21 protein-coding genes are annotated in these 15462 nt (G+C 28.0%); 12 read left to right on the top strand and 9 right to left on the bottom strand.

Going from position 1 to position 15462, the window contains the following annotated elements; all coding sequences use genetic code 11:
* Window positions 1-3: 3 nt before the first annotated feature.
* Both V3V28_RS00815 and V3V28_RS00810 read right to left on the bottom strand, forming a co-directional pair.
* Window positions 4-1596 carry a peptide chain release factor 3 gene (locus V3V28_RS00815; RefSeq protein WP_331363119.1) on the bottom strand — a complete coding sequence of 531 codons (1593 nt, stop codon included), beginning with the start codon at window positions 1594-1596 and terminating at the stop codon, window positions 4-6.
* A 106-nt stretch (window positions 1597-1702) separates the two neighbouring features.
* Window positions 1703-2395: a peptidylprolyl isomerase gene (locus V3V28_RS00810; RefSeq protein ID WP_331363118.1), complete on the bottom strand. Its 693-nt coding sequence runs from the start codon at window positions 2393-2395 to the stop codon at window positions 1703-1705.
* A 108-nt stretch (window positions 2396-2503) separates the two neighbouring features.
* On the opposite strand from V3V28_RS00810, the gene idi reads away from it, so the two are divergent.
* The 7 genes from idi (at window position 2504) to V3V28_RS00775 (ending at window position 6472) form a co-directional block, all read left to right on the top strand.
* On the top strand, window positions 2504-3022 hold the full coding sequence (gene idi, locus V3V28_RS00805; RefSeq protein ID WP_331363117.1) for an isopentenyl-diphosphate Delta-isomerase: 519 nt from the start codon (window positions 2504-2506) through the stop codon (window positions 3020-3022).
* A complete protein-coding gene (locus V3V28_RS00800; protein ID WP_331363116.1) occupies window positions 3015-3428 on the top strand; it encodes a 6-pyruvoyl trahydropterin synthase family protein in 414 nt (137 codons plus the stop codon). Before idi ends, V3V28_RS00800 begins: the two co-directional genes overlap by 8 nt.
* 8 nt (window positions 3429-3436) lie before the next feature.
* The gene (locus V3V28_RS00795) at window positions 3437-4414 is read left to right on the top strand and encodes a type I phosphomannose isomerase catalytic subunit (protein WP_331363115.1); all 978 of its coding nucleotides are present in this window, start codon (window positions 3437-3439) and stop codon (window positions 4412-4414) included.
* 4 nt (window positions 4415-4418) lie between these two features.
* A complete protein-coding gene (gene kdsB / locus V3V28_RS00790) occupies window positions 4419-5150 on the top strand; it encodes a 3-deoxy-manno-octulosonate cytidylyltransferase (protein ID WP_331363114.1) in 732 nt (243 codons plus the stop codon).
* The gene (locus V3V28_RS00785; protein ID WP_331363153.1) at window positions 5151-5852 is read left to right on the top strand and encodes an HAD family hydrolase; all 702 of its coding nucleotides are present in this window, start codon (window positions 5151-5153) and stop codon (window positions 5850-5852) included.
* 39 nt (window positions 5853-5891) lie between these two features.
* Window positions 5892-6152, top strand: a complete 261-nt coding sequence (locus tag V3V28_RS00780) for a hypothetical protein (protein ID WP_331363113.1) — start codon at window positions 5892-5894, stop codon at window positions 6150-6152.
* A 125-nt stretch (window positions 6153-6277) separates the two neighbouring features.
* On the top strand, window positions 6278-6472 hold the full coding sequence (locus V3V28_RS00775) for a hypothetical protein (protein WP_331363112.1): 195 nt from the start codon (window positions 6278-6280) through the stop codon (window positions 6470-6472).
* A gap of 43 nt (window positions 6473-6515) precedes the next feature.
* Here the strand turns inward: V3V28_RS00775 and V3V28_RS00770 are convergent, their stop codons facing one another.
* Genes V3V28_RS00770 through V3V28_RS00755 form a run of 4 tightly spaced genes read right to left on the bottom strand, consistent with a single transcriptional unit; the run spans window position 6516 to window position 9608 of the window.
* Window positions 6516-6926: a sensor of ECF-type sigma factor gene (locus V3V28_RS00770; protein WP_331363111.1), complete on the bottom strand. Its 411-nt coding sequence runs from the start codon at window positions 6924-6926 to the stop codon at window positions 6516-6518.
* Between the two features lie 52 nt (window positions 6927-6978).
* Entirely contained in the window at window positions 6979-7524 is a 546-nt protein-coding gene (locus V3V28_RS00765; protein WP_331363110.1) for a hypothetical protein, read from the bottom strand.
* 32 nt (window positions 7525-7556) lie between these two features.
* Entirely contained in the window at window positions 7557-8105 is a 549-nt protein-coding gene (locus tag V3V28_RS00760) for an RNA polymerase sigma factor (RefSeq protein ID WP_331363109.1), read from the bottom strand.
* Window positions 8106-8156: 51 nt separating this feature from the next.
* Entirely contained in the window at window positions 8157-9608 is a 1452-nt protein-coding gene (locus V3V28_RS00755) for a TonB-dependent receptor (protein ID WP_331363108.1), read from the bottom strand.
* A 77-nt stretch (window positions 9609-9685) separates the two neighbouring features.
* Here V3V28_RS00755 and V3V28_RS00750 point away from each other — a divergent pair, with 77 nt between their 5' ends.
* The 5 genes from V3V28_RS00750 (at window position 9686) to V3V28_RS00730 (ending at window position 13779) form a co-directional block, all read left to right on the top strand.
* On the top strand, window positions 9686-10468 hold the full coding sequence (locus tag V3V28_RS00750; protein ID WP_331363107.1) for an MBL fold metallo-hydrolase: 783 nt from the start codon (window positions 9686-9688) through the stop codon (window positions 10466-10468).
* Window positions 10469-10586: 118 nt separating this feature from the next.
* Entirely contained in the window at window positions 10587-10940 is a 354-nt protein-coding gene (locus V3V28_RS00745) for a hypothetical protein (RefSeq protein WP_331363106.1), read from the top strand.
* Complete coding sequence (locus V3V28_RS00740) at window positions 10941-11750, top strand: cell envelope biogenesis protein OmpA (protein WP_331363105.1); 810 nt, start codon at window positions 10941-10943, stop codon at window positions 11748-11750.
* 10 nt (window positions 11751-11760) lie between these two features.
* Window positions 11761-12246, top strand: coding sequence for a Rab family GTPase (locus V3V28_RS00735; RefSeq protein WP_331363104.1), 486 nt, complete (start codon window positions 11761-11763; stop codon window positions 12244-12246).
* A gap of 6 nt (window positions 12247-12252) precedes the next feature.
* Window positions 12253-13779 (top strand): ATP-binding response regulator, encoded by a 1527-nt coding sequence (locus V3V28_RS00730; protein ID WP_331363103.1) that lies wholly within the window; start codon window positions 12253-12255, stop codon window positions 13777-13779.
* 146 nt (window positions 13780-13925) lie between these two features.
* Here the strand turns inward: V3V28_RS00730 and V3V28_RS00725 are convergent, their stop codons facing one another.
* From V3V28_RS00725 to V3V28_RS14630, 3 genes are all read right to left on the bottom strand, one after another.
* Window positions 13926-14894, bottom strand: coding sequence for a peptidoglycan DD-metalloendopeptidase family protein (locus tag V3V28_RS00725; protein WP_331363102.1), 969 nt, complete (start codon window positions 14892-14894; stop codon window positions 13926-13928).
* Window positions 14894-15103 (bottom strand): hypothetical protein, encoded by a 210-nt coding sequence (locus tag V3V28_RS00720; protein ID WP_331363101.1) that lies wholly within the window; start codon window positions 15101-15103, stop codon window positions 14894-14896. Before V3V28_RS00720 ends, V3V28_RS00725 begins: the two co-directional genes overlap by 1 nt.
* A gap of 214 nt (window positions 15104-15317) precedes the next feature.
* Window positions 15318-15455 carry a DUF5694 domain-containing protein gene (locus V3V28_RS14630; RefSeq protein ID WP_442957509.1) on the bottom strand — a complete coding sequence of 46 codons (138 nt, stop codon included), beginning with the start codon at window positions 15453-15455 and terminating at the stop codon, window positions 15318-15320.
* Window positions 15456-15462 lie beyond the last annotated feature (7 nt).

The following is a 15462-nucleotide window of genomic DNA, read 5'->3' as shown; positions in this document are numbered from 1 at the left end:
GTTTTATTTTTTGAATTCACTCGTAAAATGTAATTTTACGGTAGGATATTTACTTTGTGTCATTTGAATTGTAAAAGAAGAATCTGCTAAAAACACTAATTGACCTTGTTTATCTTTTGCTAAATAACGTTGTTTAACACGTTTAAACTCTTTAAATTCTTCGCTTTTTGGGTTTTCTGGTTCTACCCAACAAGCTTTATGAACACTTAAGTTTTCGTACGTACATTTTGCACCATATTCATGTTCTAAACGGTATTGAATTACTTCATATTGAAGCGCTCCAACGGTTCCAATAACGCGTCTTCCGTTCATTTCTAAAACAAATAGTTGTGCAACTCCTTCATCCATTAATTGATCTAAACCTTTATACAGTTGTTTAGATTTCATTGGATCGGCATTGTTTACATATCTAAAATGTTCTGGAGAAAAACTCGGAATCCCTTTGAAATTCAATTGTTCACCTTCAGTTAAAGTATCTCCAATTTTAAAATTTCCTGTATCATGTATACCTACAATATCGCCTGGATATGAAATATCTACGATTTCTTTTTTCTCCGCAAAAAATGCATTCGGACTAGAAAATTTCACTTTCTTGCCATTTCTAACATGTAAATAAGGAGCATTTCGTTTAAAAGTTCCTGATACAATTTTTATAAATGCTAATCTATCTCTATGTTTAGGGTCCATATTTGCATGAATTTTAAACACAAAACCTGTTAACTTTTCTTCTTTTGAATCTACTAAACGCTCTTCTGCTTTTTTTGGTTGAGGAGAAGGTGCAATTTCAATAAATGCATCTAACAATTCTTTTACTCCAAAATTATTTAATGCAGAACCAAAAAATACGGGTTGCAGATTTCCTTCTAAATATTCGTCTCTATTAAAATCTGGGTAAACTTCGCTAATTAATTCTATTTCTTCACGTAAAGTTTCAGCGGCTTTATTACCAATTATTTTATCTAATTCAGGATTAGATAAATCATCAAACTGAACTCCTTCAGAAATTGAGGTCTTATTATCACCAGAAAAAAGATTTAATTTCTTTTCCCAAATATTGTAAATACCTTTAAAATCATAACCCATTCCAATAGGGAAACTCATTGGTGTAACGCGTAAACCTAATTTTTGTTCAACTTCATCTAATAAATCAAAAGCATCTTTTCCTTCTCTATCTAATTTATTGATAAAAACCAACATTGGTATGCTTCTCATTCTACAAACTTCAACTAACTTTTCAGTTTGTGGTTCTACACCTTTTGCAACATCAATTACAACAATAACACTATCTACAGCAGTTAAAGTTCTAAAAGTATCTTCAGCAAAATCCTTGTGACCTGGCGTATCTAAAATATTTATTTTCTTGTCTTTGTAAATAAAAGCTAAAACTGAAGTAGCAACAGAAATTCCACGCTGACGCTCAATTTCCATAAAATCGGAAGTTGCACCTTTCTTTATTTTATTATTTTTTACAGCACCGGCTTCTTGAATTGCACCACCAAAAAGTAGTAATTTTTCTGTTAATGTAGTTTTACCTGCATCTGGATGCGATATGATACCAAATGTTCTTCTACGTGCTATTTCTTTTAAAAAACTCATCTACAAATTTTGAGGTGCAAAGATACGTTTTATTCATTAATTTTTATACTGAAAATTGATGTCTAAAAAACCAATAAAATATATCTAATTTTCTAAAAAAAAATGATTAATCTATAATTTCAATGGTCATTGTAATATCTTCAACCGGCCATTCATCTACACCAACTTTTACTTTAGATATTTTATCCATAGTATTAAATCCAGAAATTACTTCACCAAAAACAGTATGTTCATTATTTAAATGATGTGCTCCATTTCTATTATGAACCATATAGAATTCAAACGGACTTGATAATTTATTAGGATTTTTTTCCCACTGTCTAGCAGCAGCTAAAGCACCGTATTTGTGCTTCCTATTATTTTTGAACTCAGGCTTTATAAGATAATTACCATACAATCTTCTTTGTTTTCGAGTGTAGGTTTCATCGGAATTACCACCTTGTATTACAAAGTTTTTTGCAACTCTATAGATTTCAGTTGTATTAAAGTATTCTATTTTGGTTAAAAAGATAAAGTTTGCTCTGTGAATAGGAACATCATCATATAAACGAATTTTAATATTCCCAAATTTTGTTTTTATGAGTACTTTATTCTCCTTGTGCTGTTTTCCGTATTCTGTAAAAAAAACTTCTACATTATCTTTGTGTAAACTGTCCCAGGGTCTAATTACTTTTTCAACTTTTTTTAATTCCTTTTTATTGTCAAAATTTAAAGAATTTTTAGCTGCTTTTTTTTCTTCTTTACATTGATATAAAGTTGTTAAAATTAAAAGCAGTAATATCTTGTAGTAAATTTTCATCAATAATGATTATTTTAAAATGTAAATATAAATCATCAAAATATAATAATAGAGAAGTCTTATGATTTTATGATTTTTTTAAATATTGATTTTCTTACATTTGTGGATATGGAAGAACAAGTTGTTTTAGTTGATGAAAATGATAACCAAATTGGTTTAATGCCCAAAATGGAAGCGCATGAAAAAGCGGTTTTACACAGAGCATTTTCTGTGTTTGTTTTTAATGAAAAAGGAGAATTAATGCTGCAACAAAGAGCTGCTCATAAATATCATTCGCCTTTATTGTGGACAAATACTTGTTGTTCCCATCAAAGAGACGGAGAAAGTAATGTTGAAGCTGGTAAAAGAAGGTTACATGAGGAAATGGGGTTTACAACAGAGCTAAAAGAAGTTTTCCATTTTATTTATAAAGCACCATTTGATAACGGATTAACGGAACATGAATTAGATCATGTTTTAATTGGTGAATTTGATGAGTTACCAAGTATTAATGAAGACGAAGTAGCAGCCTGTAAATGGATGTCTTTAGAAGAAGTAAAGGTTGATATTGAAAATCAACCAGAAACTTACACAGAATGGTTTAAAATTATTTTTGATAAATCTTTTGAAAAATTAACAAATGCCTAAAGTAAAAGTATACAGAAGAGCTCATTTTAATGCGGCGCACAGATTATTTAATTCAGATTGGTCTGATGAAAAAAATGCAGAAGTATTTGGTAAATGCAGTAACCCTAATTATCACGGTCATAATTATGAAATGATTGTAGCTTTATTTGGTGAAGTAGATGCTACAACTGGTTTTGTGTATGATTTAGGCTTGTTAAGAGAATTAATCAAAAAAGAGGTTGAAGAACCATTTGATCATAAAAACTTAAATATTGAAGTAGTTGAATTTAAAAATTTAAACCCTACAGCAGAAAATATTTCAATAATTATATACAACAAATTGCGACCTCATATTCCGGCTCATTTAGAAATAGAAGTAACTTTATATGAAACAAGAAGGAATTTTGTACGTTATTCAGGAGAGTAAAAGATATTATGAAAATAAATCAATTATTAAAATTCAAACCAATTCTTATAGAAAAAATCTGGGGCGGTGAAAAATTAATGACATTGCTTCATAAAGATTCTAATAAAACAGATATTGGAGAAAGCTGGGAAATTTCTGACGTTAATGAATCTATTTCTGTAGTTTCTAACGGAGAATTAAAAGGAAGGAATTTAAAACAATTAATAAGTAAATATAAATCTGAATTAGTAGGAAAAAATGTTTACGATCAATTTGGAGAAAATTTCCCGCTTTTAATAAAGTTTATTGATGCAAAAAAAGCATTGAGTATTCAATTACACCCAGATGATAGTTTAGCAAAAAAACGCCACAACTCTTTTGGTAAAACAGAAATGTGGTACATAATGCAAGCAGATAAGTTTTCTAATTTAATAGTAGGTTTTAAAAAGAACTCTAACAAAGAAGAATATTTATACCATTTAGAAAACAAATCTCTTTTAAGTATTCTAAATGCGGAAGAAATAAAAAAAGGAGATACGTACTTTATTCCAACAGGAACTATACATGCAATAGGGGCAGGAGTTTTGCTGGCAGAAATTCAACAAACGTCAGATATTACATATAGAATTTATGATTGGGACAGACCAAACCCAGACGGAACCTTTAGAGATTTACATACAAAAGAAGCAATTGAAGCTATAGATTATTCTGCAAAAGAGTCTTATAAGACATCTTATAATACAATTGAAAATACTTCTTCAGAAATTGTTTCTTGCCCTTATTTTACAACAAATATTATACCTATAAATGAAACTATTTTAGTAAATAATTCTAATAAAGATAGTTTTGTTGTTTATATGTGTGTTGAGGGGAATGTAGAAGTTCAATTTGAAAATCAAACTGAAAAATTGCGAAAAGGAGAAACAATTTTAGTTCCTGCTTGCGTTAAAGAGATTTCAATTCATCCGAAGAAAAAATCTGAATTATTAGAAATTTATATAAAGTAATTTTATGAAAATAATTGCAATGATTCCCGCTCGTTATAGTGCTTCTCGTTTTCCAGGGAAATTAATGAAAGATCTTGGAGGAAAGCCAGTTATTTTAAGAACTTACCAAGCGGCTTTACAGACTAATTTGTTTGATGAAGTGTATGTTGTTACAGATTCTGATGTAATATTTAGTACAATTACAAATGCAGATGGAAAAGCGATAATGAGTATAAAAGAACACGAATGTGGTTCCGATAGAATTGCTGAAGCAGTAGAAAATATTGATGCAGATATTGTTATAAACGTTCAAGGTGATGAGCCATTTATAGATGCCGTTTCACTTTCTAAATTAATAGACGTTTTTAAAAATGATATTAAAAATGAAATTGATTTAGCTTCTTTAAAAGTACAAATAACAAACCAAGAGGATATTGAAAACCTTAATAATGTTAAGGTTATTACGGATATAGATAATTTAGCAATTTACTTTTCTAGAAGTGTAATTCCATATCATAGAGATAAAGATATTGAAGTAAAATACTATAAGCACAAAGGAGTTTACGCTTTTAGAAAACAAGCTTTAATCGACTTTTATAATACACCAATGACACCTTTAGAAGCCGCTGAAAAAATTGAAGCTATTAGATATCAAGAAATTGGTAAAAAAATAAAAATGGTAGAAACAGATGTTGAAGCTGTTGGTATAGATACTCCTGAAGATTTAGAAAAAGCAAAACAATTTTTAAATTTATAGATTATCAAAAATTATAAAAACATAAAGGTAATTGCTTTTGATGCTGATGATACTTTGTGGGTAAACGAAACCTATTTTAGAGAAGCAGAACATGAGTTTGCAAAACTACTTTCTAAATATGAAACCGAGAATAAAATAGATCAAGAACTTTTAAAAAAAGAAATAGAGAACTTAAAATTTTACGGATACGGAATTAAAGGCTTCATTCTTTCTATGATAGAATGTGCGTTAGAATTGTCTAATTATCAAATTTCTCAAAAAACGATTGAAGCTATTTTAAATATTGGTAAAGAAATGTTAGAAAAGCCAATTGAATTAGTAGATGGAGTAGAAGAAATCTTACAAAATCTACAAAGAAAATATAAATTGATAGTTGCCACAAAAGGCGATTTATTAGATCAAGAAAGAAAGTTAGAAAGGTCTAATTTGCTTAAATACTTCCACCATGTAGAAGTAATGAGTGATAAAAAAGAGAAAGATTATAAAAAGTTAATTAATCATTTAGATATAAATTCATCAGAATTATTAATGATTGGTAATTCTTTAAAATCAGACGTTTTACCCTTAATTAAAATAGGTGCTTCCGCAATTCATGTTCCTTTTCATACAACTTGGGTACATGAAGAAGTTTCAAAAGAAGAAGAATCTAAAACAAATTATAATACTGTTTTAAATATAAAAGAAGTTTTAACGCTCTTTTAAATAAATACCCTAAATTTGCACTTTTAAACAAATAAGATTATGGCAAGTATAAAAAACTTAAAAAAAGATATCAATTACGTATTAGGTGATGTTATCGAATATGCATTAGATGTTTCAATTTTAAAAAACGAATCTAAAAAAGGAGACGCAATCATAGATGAAGCTATTGAAACTTTTGATACTTTAGTAGCAAAAGTAAATGCAAAAGGTGTTGAAAATAAAAAAGCACACTTTAAATCTCTTAATGGAGAATTAGAAACAAAAGCAAAAGCGTTAGTAGAAAAGATTAATAGTCTTTAATTAACATTTTTTAAACAAAACTTTAAGACCATCATCTATTTAGATGATGGTTTTTTTATTAAATTTGATTCTGTATAATAAAACAATATTGTTTACGTTATATCAATAAGTTAAATTTTTTAAAAATGGCTAGAGCAATGTTTGAGTACACTAAAACTGTGCTCCAAAAAGTGAGTTTTAATTCGGAGTTGTTTTGCAAAGAATTAGAAAAATCTTTAAGTAGACTCTTACCTTATGAAATAAAAGAATTAACGATTTGGTTAAAGCAGTTTACTGCCAACAAACCAGAGTTATATTCTTGTATGGCATTAGTTGAGTGAAAAAAAAAGGAAGCATTTAGCTTCCTTTTTTTTATATAAAATATTATTTTCCTTTTTTTCTTTTATATTTTCTCATTAAGTTTCTTACAAATTTCTTTTCTGCAGTTTTAAATTTTAAAAGCTTCTTATAGGTAAGAATATTTGTCAATTTTGTATCAAGTTCTAGCTTTGTTTTATAAACTTCTCCATCAATTTTTTTAATTTTTAGCATTATTGATTTTGCTTCTTGTTCAGAAATTGAGTCTACACCACCTGCTTTTCTTATTTTTGAGACTAGCTTGTATTTTTCTAGCCTTTCTAGAAGATGTAACTTTTTATCATATTTATTATAAATAGGCCAAAATTCTTGAGCTTCTTTAGATGTTAAGTTTAATTCTTCTGTTAAGAACGCTATTTTTAAAATTTTAATTTTTTCGTTTCTTCTCTGTTTTTTTTCTATTTTTTGTGAGCTCATAAAAAAGCTTGTCAAAAACAAAAAACTGAATAAAAGTGTTATTTTTTTCATTTTAATTATTTTCTAAAATTAATGATATGTTTCCATCATTACTTAAATAATCTTCTAATTCATCACTAGAAATTGAATTTGGGGTCATATCAGACTCGTCAAATTCTAATTCAGAATAGGTTATTGCAAGATCATTTTCACTTATTAAACTGATGTTGTTGTTCATCCAGTTTTCAATTTCATTATCTGCTAAACTTTCAAAAGTAATATCTTCAGTGTCATTAAAAACATAAGAATTTAAACCTAAAAAGAATACTATACAAGCTGCTGCTGCAAGAGGGGTAAGTTTAAGAATTCTTTGTTTTAGAGAAATTACCTTAACTTCTTTTTCTGTTGTTAAAGCTTTATTTAAAACAGTGTTTTCTAAATTATCAAAATATGCATCAGGAGTTTTAAAAGTGATATTTTTTGGAATTTTATCTTCATATAAAAAACTAGAAAAACGATCTTCTACATCAGAAAAATAATTCTCTGGTGCATTAAAACCAGATTTCTTTTTTGAAACCGAGTTTAAATAATTCTCACTATTTTTTATGTTTGTTTCCATATCTACTTTAGACCTCTTTTAATTAAAAAGGTTTAATTTGTTTCTTTTTTTATATAGTTTTCTATTTTCTTAACTGCATGAAAGTAAGAGGCTTTTAAAGCTCCAACAGAAATTTTAAGTATTTCTGAAATCTCGTTATATTTTAATTCATCAAAGTATTTCATGTTAAAAACTAACTGCTGTTTCTGTGGCAAAGTTGCAATTGCTTTTTGTAAAATAAACTGAATTTCATCACCTGTAAAAAAATCATCGCTTGTTAATTTAGAAGCTATTTCTTGTTGATAATCAGAAATATCTACATTCCTTTTTTTAGCTCTTTTATTTATAAATGTAATAGACTCATTAGTCGCAATTCTATACATCCAAGAAAACAACTTGCTTTTTTGGTTGAATTTATCAATGTTTTTAAAAATTTTTATAAACGTATTTTGAAGTACATCGTCTGCGTCATCATGAGAAATCACAATTTTACGAACATGCCAATACAAACGTTCTTTGTAGAGAGAAATTAATTCTCTAAACGCTTTTTCTCTGGTTTGAACATTTATTAGTTGTTCTATTAAAATGATTTCGTCCTTCAACTATACATTTTTAAATAAGACAACATTTTTTTGCAAAGGTTTAATTAAGTGTTATTTATTTTTCACCCTAGATCTAGAATACCCAAATAATCTTTTTTGTTTAATGATATCTGCAATTCCTTCAGGCAACATATCTTCCCAACCTTCTTCGCCATCCATAATCATTTTTAGAACTTTTCTTGAAAAAATATCTAAAATTTCTTTATCAAAATCATCAATATTTATCAGTTTACCGTTGTTTCTAAAATATTTGTACAATTCCTTCATTCTAGGATGTACTTTTAAATTTTCGCTTGTAATATATTCATCTGAAGCTTGATCGTGATAAGGATACATATAGACTTTTAAATCTCTGTAGAATAATTTACCAAAAGCTTCTAGAACTCCACCACTTAAATTACGGTAGTATTTTTCATCAAAAATCTGAATAAGATTGTAAACTCCCATTGCAAGACCCATTCTTTCTTTGGTAAATTCACTAAAATACTCAACCAATTTAAAGTATTGTTGAAAGCTTGTTATCATTACGTTTTGTCCGAGAGAACATAACAATTCAGCTCTATCTAAAAAATCTCTTTCGTTAATTTTTCCTTCGGCAGTAAGGTTGCTTAATGTAATTTCGAAGATAACTTGCGTGTTTTCTTCTTTAACTTTATTTTCTGATAAAAAGAGTCTTTTAGACTTTTCATACATATCCATATTTACTTTTGTAACAGGTCTAAAACTACCTCTTAAAGCTAATATGTTCTTTTTATATAATACTTGGGCTGGTAATAAGTTATTTCCATCAGGTCCAAACATAACAGCATTTGTCATTCCATTTTTAAGCAACTGTAGACTCATTAAACGATTGTCTACGTACATAAAACGTGGTCCAGAGAAATTAACCATATCAACTTCTAACTGGTCATTATTCAAATTATCATAAAAAGATTTTACCAATTCTTTAGGGTTATCATTCAAATAAAATGCACCGTAAATTAAATTTACACCTAAAACACCTAAAGTTTCTTGTTGTAAACGTGCATCTGTTTCTTTAAAACGTAAATGCAAAATAATTTCATTATAACCTTCTAAAGGATCTAATTGAAAACGGATACCTACCCAACCATGACCTTTAAATTTTCTTGCAAAATCTATTGTTGTAACTGTATTCGCATAGCTAAAAAATAATTTATCAGGATGTTTTTGTCTACTTAAACGATCTTCCATTAAATCAATTTCATGCCCTAACATTCTCTGTAAACGTGGTTGTGTTACATAGCGTTTGTCTTTTTCAATACCATAAATAGCATCAGAAAAATCTTTATCATAAGCACTCATTGCTTTTGCAATTGTACCAGAAGCAGCTCCAGATCTAAAAAAATTACGAGCAGTTTCTTGCCCTGCACCAATTTCTGCAAATGTTCCGTAGATGTCTGAATTTAAATTAATCCTTAATGCTTTGCTTTTTGTAGTTGATACACTACTTATTTCTTGATCTCCTCTTAAAGAAATTGCCATAATTTATTTTTGTTAGATATTAACAAATGTACTAAAATAGACTGCTATCAGTCAATTTTTATCTTATTTTTGTTTCAATGAATATTCATAAGAAACAGTTAAAGATTACTTTTTTAGGAACAGGAACTTCACAAGGTATTCCAATGATTGCTAGTAACGATCTCGTTTGTTTGTCTAAAGATTTAAAAGATAAGCGTTTACGTTCTTCTATTTTAATTTCTTGGAATGATTTTACTTATGTCATAGATTGTGGCCCAGACTTTAGACAGCAAATGTTACGAGAGAATGTGCAAGCCATAAATGGAGTTTTATTTACGCATGAACACTCAGATCATACTGCTGGTTTAGATGATTTACGCCCTTTTTGTTACCAAATAGGAGAAATGCCTATTTATTTAAATAAAAAAACATTAAATAGTTTAGAACAGCGTTTTCAATATATTTTTTCAAAAGAAAATAGATACCCAGGAGCACCAAGTGTTATTCCTAATTTAATTGATAAAATTCCATTTTTAATAGATGAAGTTAAAATAATACCGATTGAAGTTTTACATGGTAATTTACCCGTTACTGGTTATAGAATTAAAAATGTAGCTTATTTAACAGATGTAAAAAGTATTGAAACAGAGGAGAAAGAGAAATTAAAAAATCTAGATATTTTAATTGTAAATGCTTTAAGGGTTGAAGAACATCCTACACATTTTAATTTGCAAGAAGCATTGGATTTTGTTGAAGAATTGAAACCTAAAAAAACTTATTTTACACATATAAGTCATAAGCTAGGGTTTCATGAAGAGGTTTCAAAAATGCTTCCTAAAAATGTCTATTTAGCTTATGACGGTTTAAAAATTGAAGTTTAGATTTTTAGAAACTGTTTTTTAATGTATATTTGTTAATATAGCCTTGTATATTTGGTTTTTAGGCCAAATTGTTTAACCTATATTTCTCATTATAAAAATCAAATAAGAATAAGAATACATGGAAAAAAAGTCAGAAAAAAGTAAAGCTCCAGAAGTAATTCAAGAAGTAGATAGTAGAATTGCAGCGGTTAGAGACTTAATCTTTGGTGAAAATATTCAACAATACAATACTGAATTTGATGATGTTTATAGCAAAATTAAATCCCTTAAGGAACTAAATGAAAAGAATTTATCCGAATCAGTAGCTAATTTAGAAAATAAATTAGCAGATTTAGAAAGTTTAATGGAGCATAAATTTCAAGATTTAAATGATGATTTAGATAAGAAATTGGCTGATTTAGATGATGAAAAAACAGATAGAAGAAAATTAGGAAAAGCTTTAGAAAAAATTGCGCAGATGTTGCAAGAATAGATGAAAAAACCAACAGCAGATAACAAAAAAGACAATCGTTTTGAGCTGCTTAGAGAACTTCTGTTAGAAGATGATAGGGATAAGTTTAAAGCATTAAGCGATGAGATTATTCTTAAAGAAAAATTCTCTGGAAGAGTAGAACCTCTTGTAGATGAAAAAATAAAAGATCTTCGTAAAAATTTTCCAGAATATTTTGGAGATACTATAACAGAAACTATTAAAGTTCAAATTAGAGATTCTCAAGATGAAGTTGTAGAAGCCTTATATCCAATTATGGGTAAGTTGGTGAAGAAGGCTATTTTTAGTGAAATAACAAAATTAACTGAAAGTATAAATAAAACAGTTTCAGAAAAATTTTCTATTCAACAAATAATAAAACGTTTTTTTAAAGGTAAAAAAAGTGATGCTGATGTAGTTTTGCAAGAAGTTTTTGAACCAATTATAGAGGAAATTTTTGTTATTGAAAAAGATTCTGGTTTGTTAACGGGTAGTTATTCAAGAGGAAATATTGCTGATAAAGATATGGTTTCTGGTATGTTAACAGCTATAAAGTCTTTTGTAGAAGATGCCTTTTCTAAAGAAGGACAAGATTTAGAAGATATTAAGTTTGAAACTTTTCAACTTTCCATTCAAAATTTTAAAAGTATCTATATTGCCATTGCTTGTTCTGGTGTTTTAAATATTACATTTAAGGAAGAGTTATCAGAAAAAATAAACAATTTAGCCGAAATTATTTTAAGAGATCGTTCTTATTTATCTGATGAAGAACGTCTTAATAAATTAATATTACAACAATTAATAGAGGCGTAAATCATAATGTATGATTGCAAAAAAAGTACTGCTAGTAGGTAATTTCGGAGTTGGAAAAACTTCACTTATTAGAAGGTTTGTTTTAAATGAATTTTCTGAAGATTACATAAGCACTATTGGTGTTAGAGTTAGTAAAAAAGTTGTTGATTATAATAATCAACAAATAAAACTAATGATTTGGGATGTTGCCGGTACTAGCGGAAATGAAAAAATTCCAAAAGCCTATTTTTTAGGAGCTAATGCAGCTATGTTTGTGTTTGATGTTAGTAGAGAAGAAACTTATTTAACTATAGAGGAAAACTTGAAAATGGTTAAGGAGTTGTCTGGTTTACAGAATATTACTGTAGTTGGTAATAAAAAAGATTTACTTTCTGAAAGTGAATTAAAACAAGTAATAGAAACAGTTTCTGTAGATATTGATTTAATTACTAGTGCAAAAGAAAATAACAATGTAGAAGATGCTTTTCTACAGTTAACCGCAAAAACTTTAAAATAAAATTTATTGATACCAGCAAAAATTCAAAATGTTTTTATACAAATAACGACTAATTATTTAGGCGATATTAAAAGTATAGATGCTGGTGGGTTTGCTAAAATTGAATTTACACTTAAAGAATCTATTTATAACACTTGCCCTTTTTTAGAAGGAACATTAGAAGCATTGTCTATAAAAGAATCATTTCTTTTAGAAGGAATGTTAATTGTTTCAAATTCTAAAGAGTATAATGTTGATATTGAGTTGTTCAAAGAAAATGAAGCAGTTGTTGTGCTTATTCATAACCGTACAAATGTTTACAAGTTTGTAAATCAATTGAATCAAAATAGAAATGATATTTTCTTCATTAAAAGAGAACTCGCAGAAAAAAATATAGAATTAGAAGAATTACGCAAGATTGCTGACAAAGCAAACGAAGAAAAGTCGCGGTTTTTAGCAATGATGAGTCATGAAATTAGAAATCCATTAAATTCTATTTTAGGATATTCAGAAATGATTTCTGAAGAAGAAATTAATGATACTGTAAAAGAATATTTAAAATCATTAATGCTTTCTAATAAAAATTTAAAAGTAATTGTGGATGATATTTTAGATTTATCTAGAATTGAAGCAGGTAAATTAGAATTGGTAAATTCACCAATAGAGATTAAGGAAATTGCAAAAAATTGTATTGCAAATTACCGTTTTCAAAATAAAAATAAGGAAGTAAAATTACTTTTTAAAGTTTCAGAAAATGTTCCTAAAACTATTTTAGGAGATGATGTAAGAATCAATCAAATACTTTCTAATTTAATATCAAACGCTCTTAAATTTACAGAAAAAGGAGAGATTTTATTAGAAGTAAAAACGATTCAAGAAGATGAAAATTCAATAAAACTAGCTTTTATAATTTCCGATTCTGGAATAGGAATGACAAATGAGCAAGCTTCCAAAATTTTTGATGAATATCAACAAAACAAAAAAAGTGATAACAGAGTTTTTGGCGGTGCAGGTTTAGGTTTGTCTATTGTAAAGAGGCTTTTAAATGCTATGAATGGAGTTGTTTTTGTTGAAAGCGAATTAGATAAAGGAACCATTTTTACGGTTGAAATTCCTTTTCAAAAAGCAAGTCTTCAGGAAAAAAATGAAATTAAAAAAGAAGAAAAACCCAGAAATGAAAGCCTTGTTGGTAAAAGAATATTAGTGGCAGATGATGATTTTCTGAATCAAACCATTGTGGCACATATCTTAAATAAAGAAGAAGTAATTATTACGCAAGTAAAAGATGGTTTGGAAGCTTTAAATATGCTTAAAACAAAAAATTTTGATATTGTTTTACTAGATATTCACATGCCAAATATTACTGGAGAAGAATTGGTGCAACTTAAAAGTGACTTTAAGGAAGAGAATAAAGAGATTCCTTTTTTAGCTTTAACAGCAAATACAGCTCCAGATGATATACTACGATATAAAAAGATAGGTTTTCTCGAAGTAATTTCTAAACCTTTTACTGCAGTTGAATTTGTTGATAAAATTAGTTTTGTGTTGGGGTAATTTTTTAGATTCGCTAACGGTTTGTGTATGAAGCGTTGGGCGTTTAAAAGCACTTCACTTTCGGTTTATTACTACCTTTATTTACACGCTCTAACTTTAAATTAATAACTTATTGCCCAATGATTTATACACTTTGTTGGCAGTAGTTATTTGTTCTTTATTTTTTCATTTTGTATTGGTGAATAATCCTTTTTTAGTTCTCCATTCACATAAATTTCTTTAAAGTAACATTTTACTCCTGTTGCAACATTCATATTTTCTACATTTTGTATATGAAAATGTAAATGAGGTTCAGAAGAATTTCCAGAATTTCCACAAAGTCCTAAAAGTTCTCCTTGTTTAATTATTTGCCCTTGTTTTACTTTAATTGAATTTTGCTTGAAATGGGCAAAAAACAAATATTCATTATTTTCTGTTTTAATAATAACAGTATTACCTGGAATATATACAGGATTTAATTCTCCTGGTTTGTTGTCTTTTATTCCGTTAACAACTAAAACAATTTCTCCATCACAAGGTGCAATCAGTTCTTTTCCAAAAGCATAATAATCATCATTTGCTTTTCCGTCTGTTTTGTAAGATTTTCCTTTTTTGTCTTTAATAATAATATCAAAAGCATTTTTTTGAGCCTCACTTTCTATGTGATAATTCAATTCTTTTGTGTCTCCACCCCAAACAACAGTCCATTCGTTTTTGAATGGAAGTTTAAGTTCAGTTATGTTTCGTTCACTTTGAGGAAGATTACTGTTTTTAAAAGGCTTTGCAAATAGACCATTAATTTTAGAATTCTTATTAATTGATATGTTTAGAGTAAAAACGGCACGTTCAAATATTGTTTTATAAGAAGCATAAGTTCCGTTTTCATATTTTACAAATGTTCGGTTAGTTATTTTTCCTGCTTGTGATTTTAAACCTGTTAAAAATTCAATTGTTTTATCAATAGGAAGTGCTTGTTGCATTTCAGATGAAAACATTATGAATATTGCTTCATAATAGTTTTTGTTATAATTATCCTCAAAATTCTTAGCAATAGTTTTGCTTTCTGTCTTTTCTGTTTGTGAATAAGCAAAGTTTCCAATAAGAAAGAGGGTTATGAAAAGAAATGTTTTTTTCATTATTTTATCTTTCCTTTATAAAGTAAATCTAATTTCTTGTTTTTCAAACTCACAACAGCAACTGCAGTTGCACCAAAAGCACACATTAACGGTGCATCTTGACTACTTCCAAATAGATTGATGTAAGAAATAATCAATCCAATTAAATATCCTAAAAATGTGGATAATAAAATTCTCTTTAAATTTTCGATTTTAAATATTGTTTTCATATTTCTCGTTTTTTTTAATTACTGCCAACGATTTGTGTAAGAATAGTAAGAGATTTCGAAGGACTGAACTTTCGATTAAGCACTTAGCCAAATTTACATTTTTTTCTTTATTTAATAGATACGTGAAATTGTAAATTTTGCGGACTTTGTAAAGCACACTTCACTCTGATTTAAACACAAAACCTTTATTATTTTCGCACTTTGTTAGCCATAGTTATTCTTCCATAACACTTTTAAATTCCTTCACAGTCCAATTTTTATTTCCATCGATAAATGTTTCCAATATTGCAGTGTGACTTGCTCCAACTAATACCATAATTCTATTGTCAGTCCTTTTAGTTCTTTTCTGTATTAATGAC

Origin of the sequence: Polaribacter sp. (assembly GCF_036480315.1) — a bacterium.
Classification (GTDB): Bacteria; Bacteroidota; Bacteroidia; order Flavobacteriales; family Flavobacteriaceae; genus Polaribacter.
The sequence above is the reverse complement of the archived record's forward strand: the minus strand, read 5'-3'. Positions and strand labels throughout refer to the sequence as shown.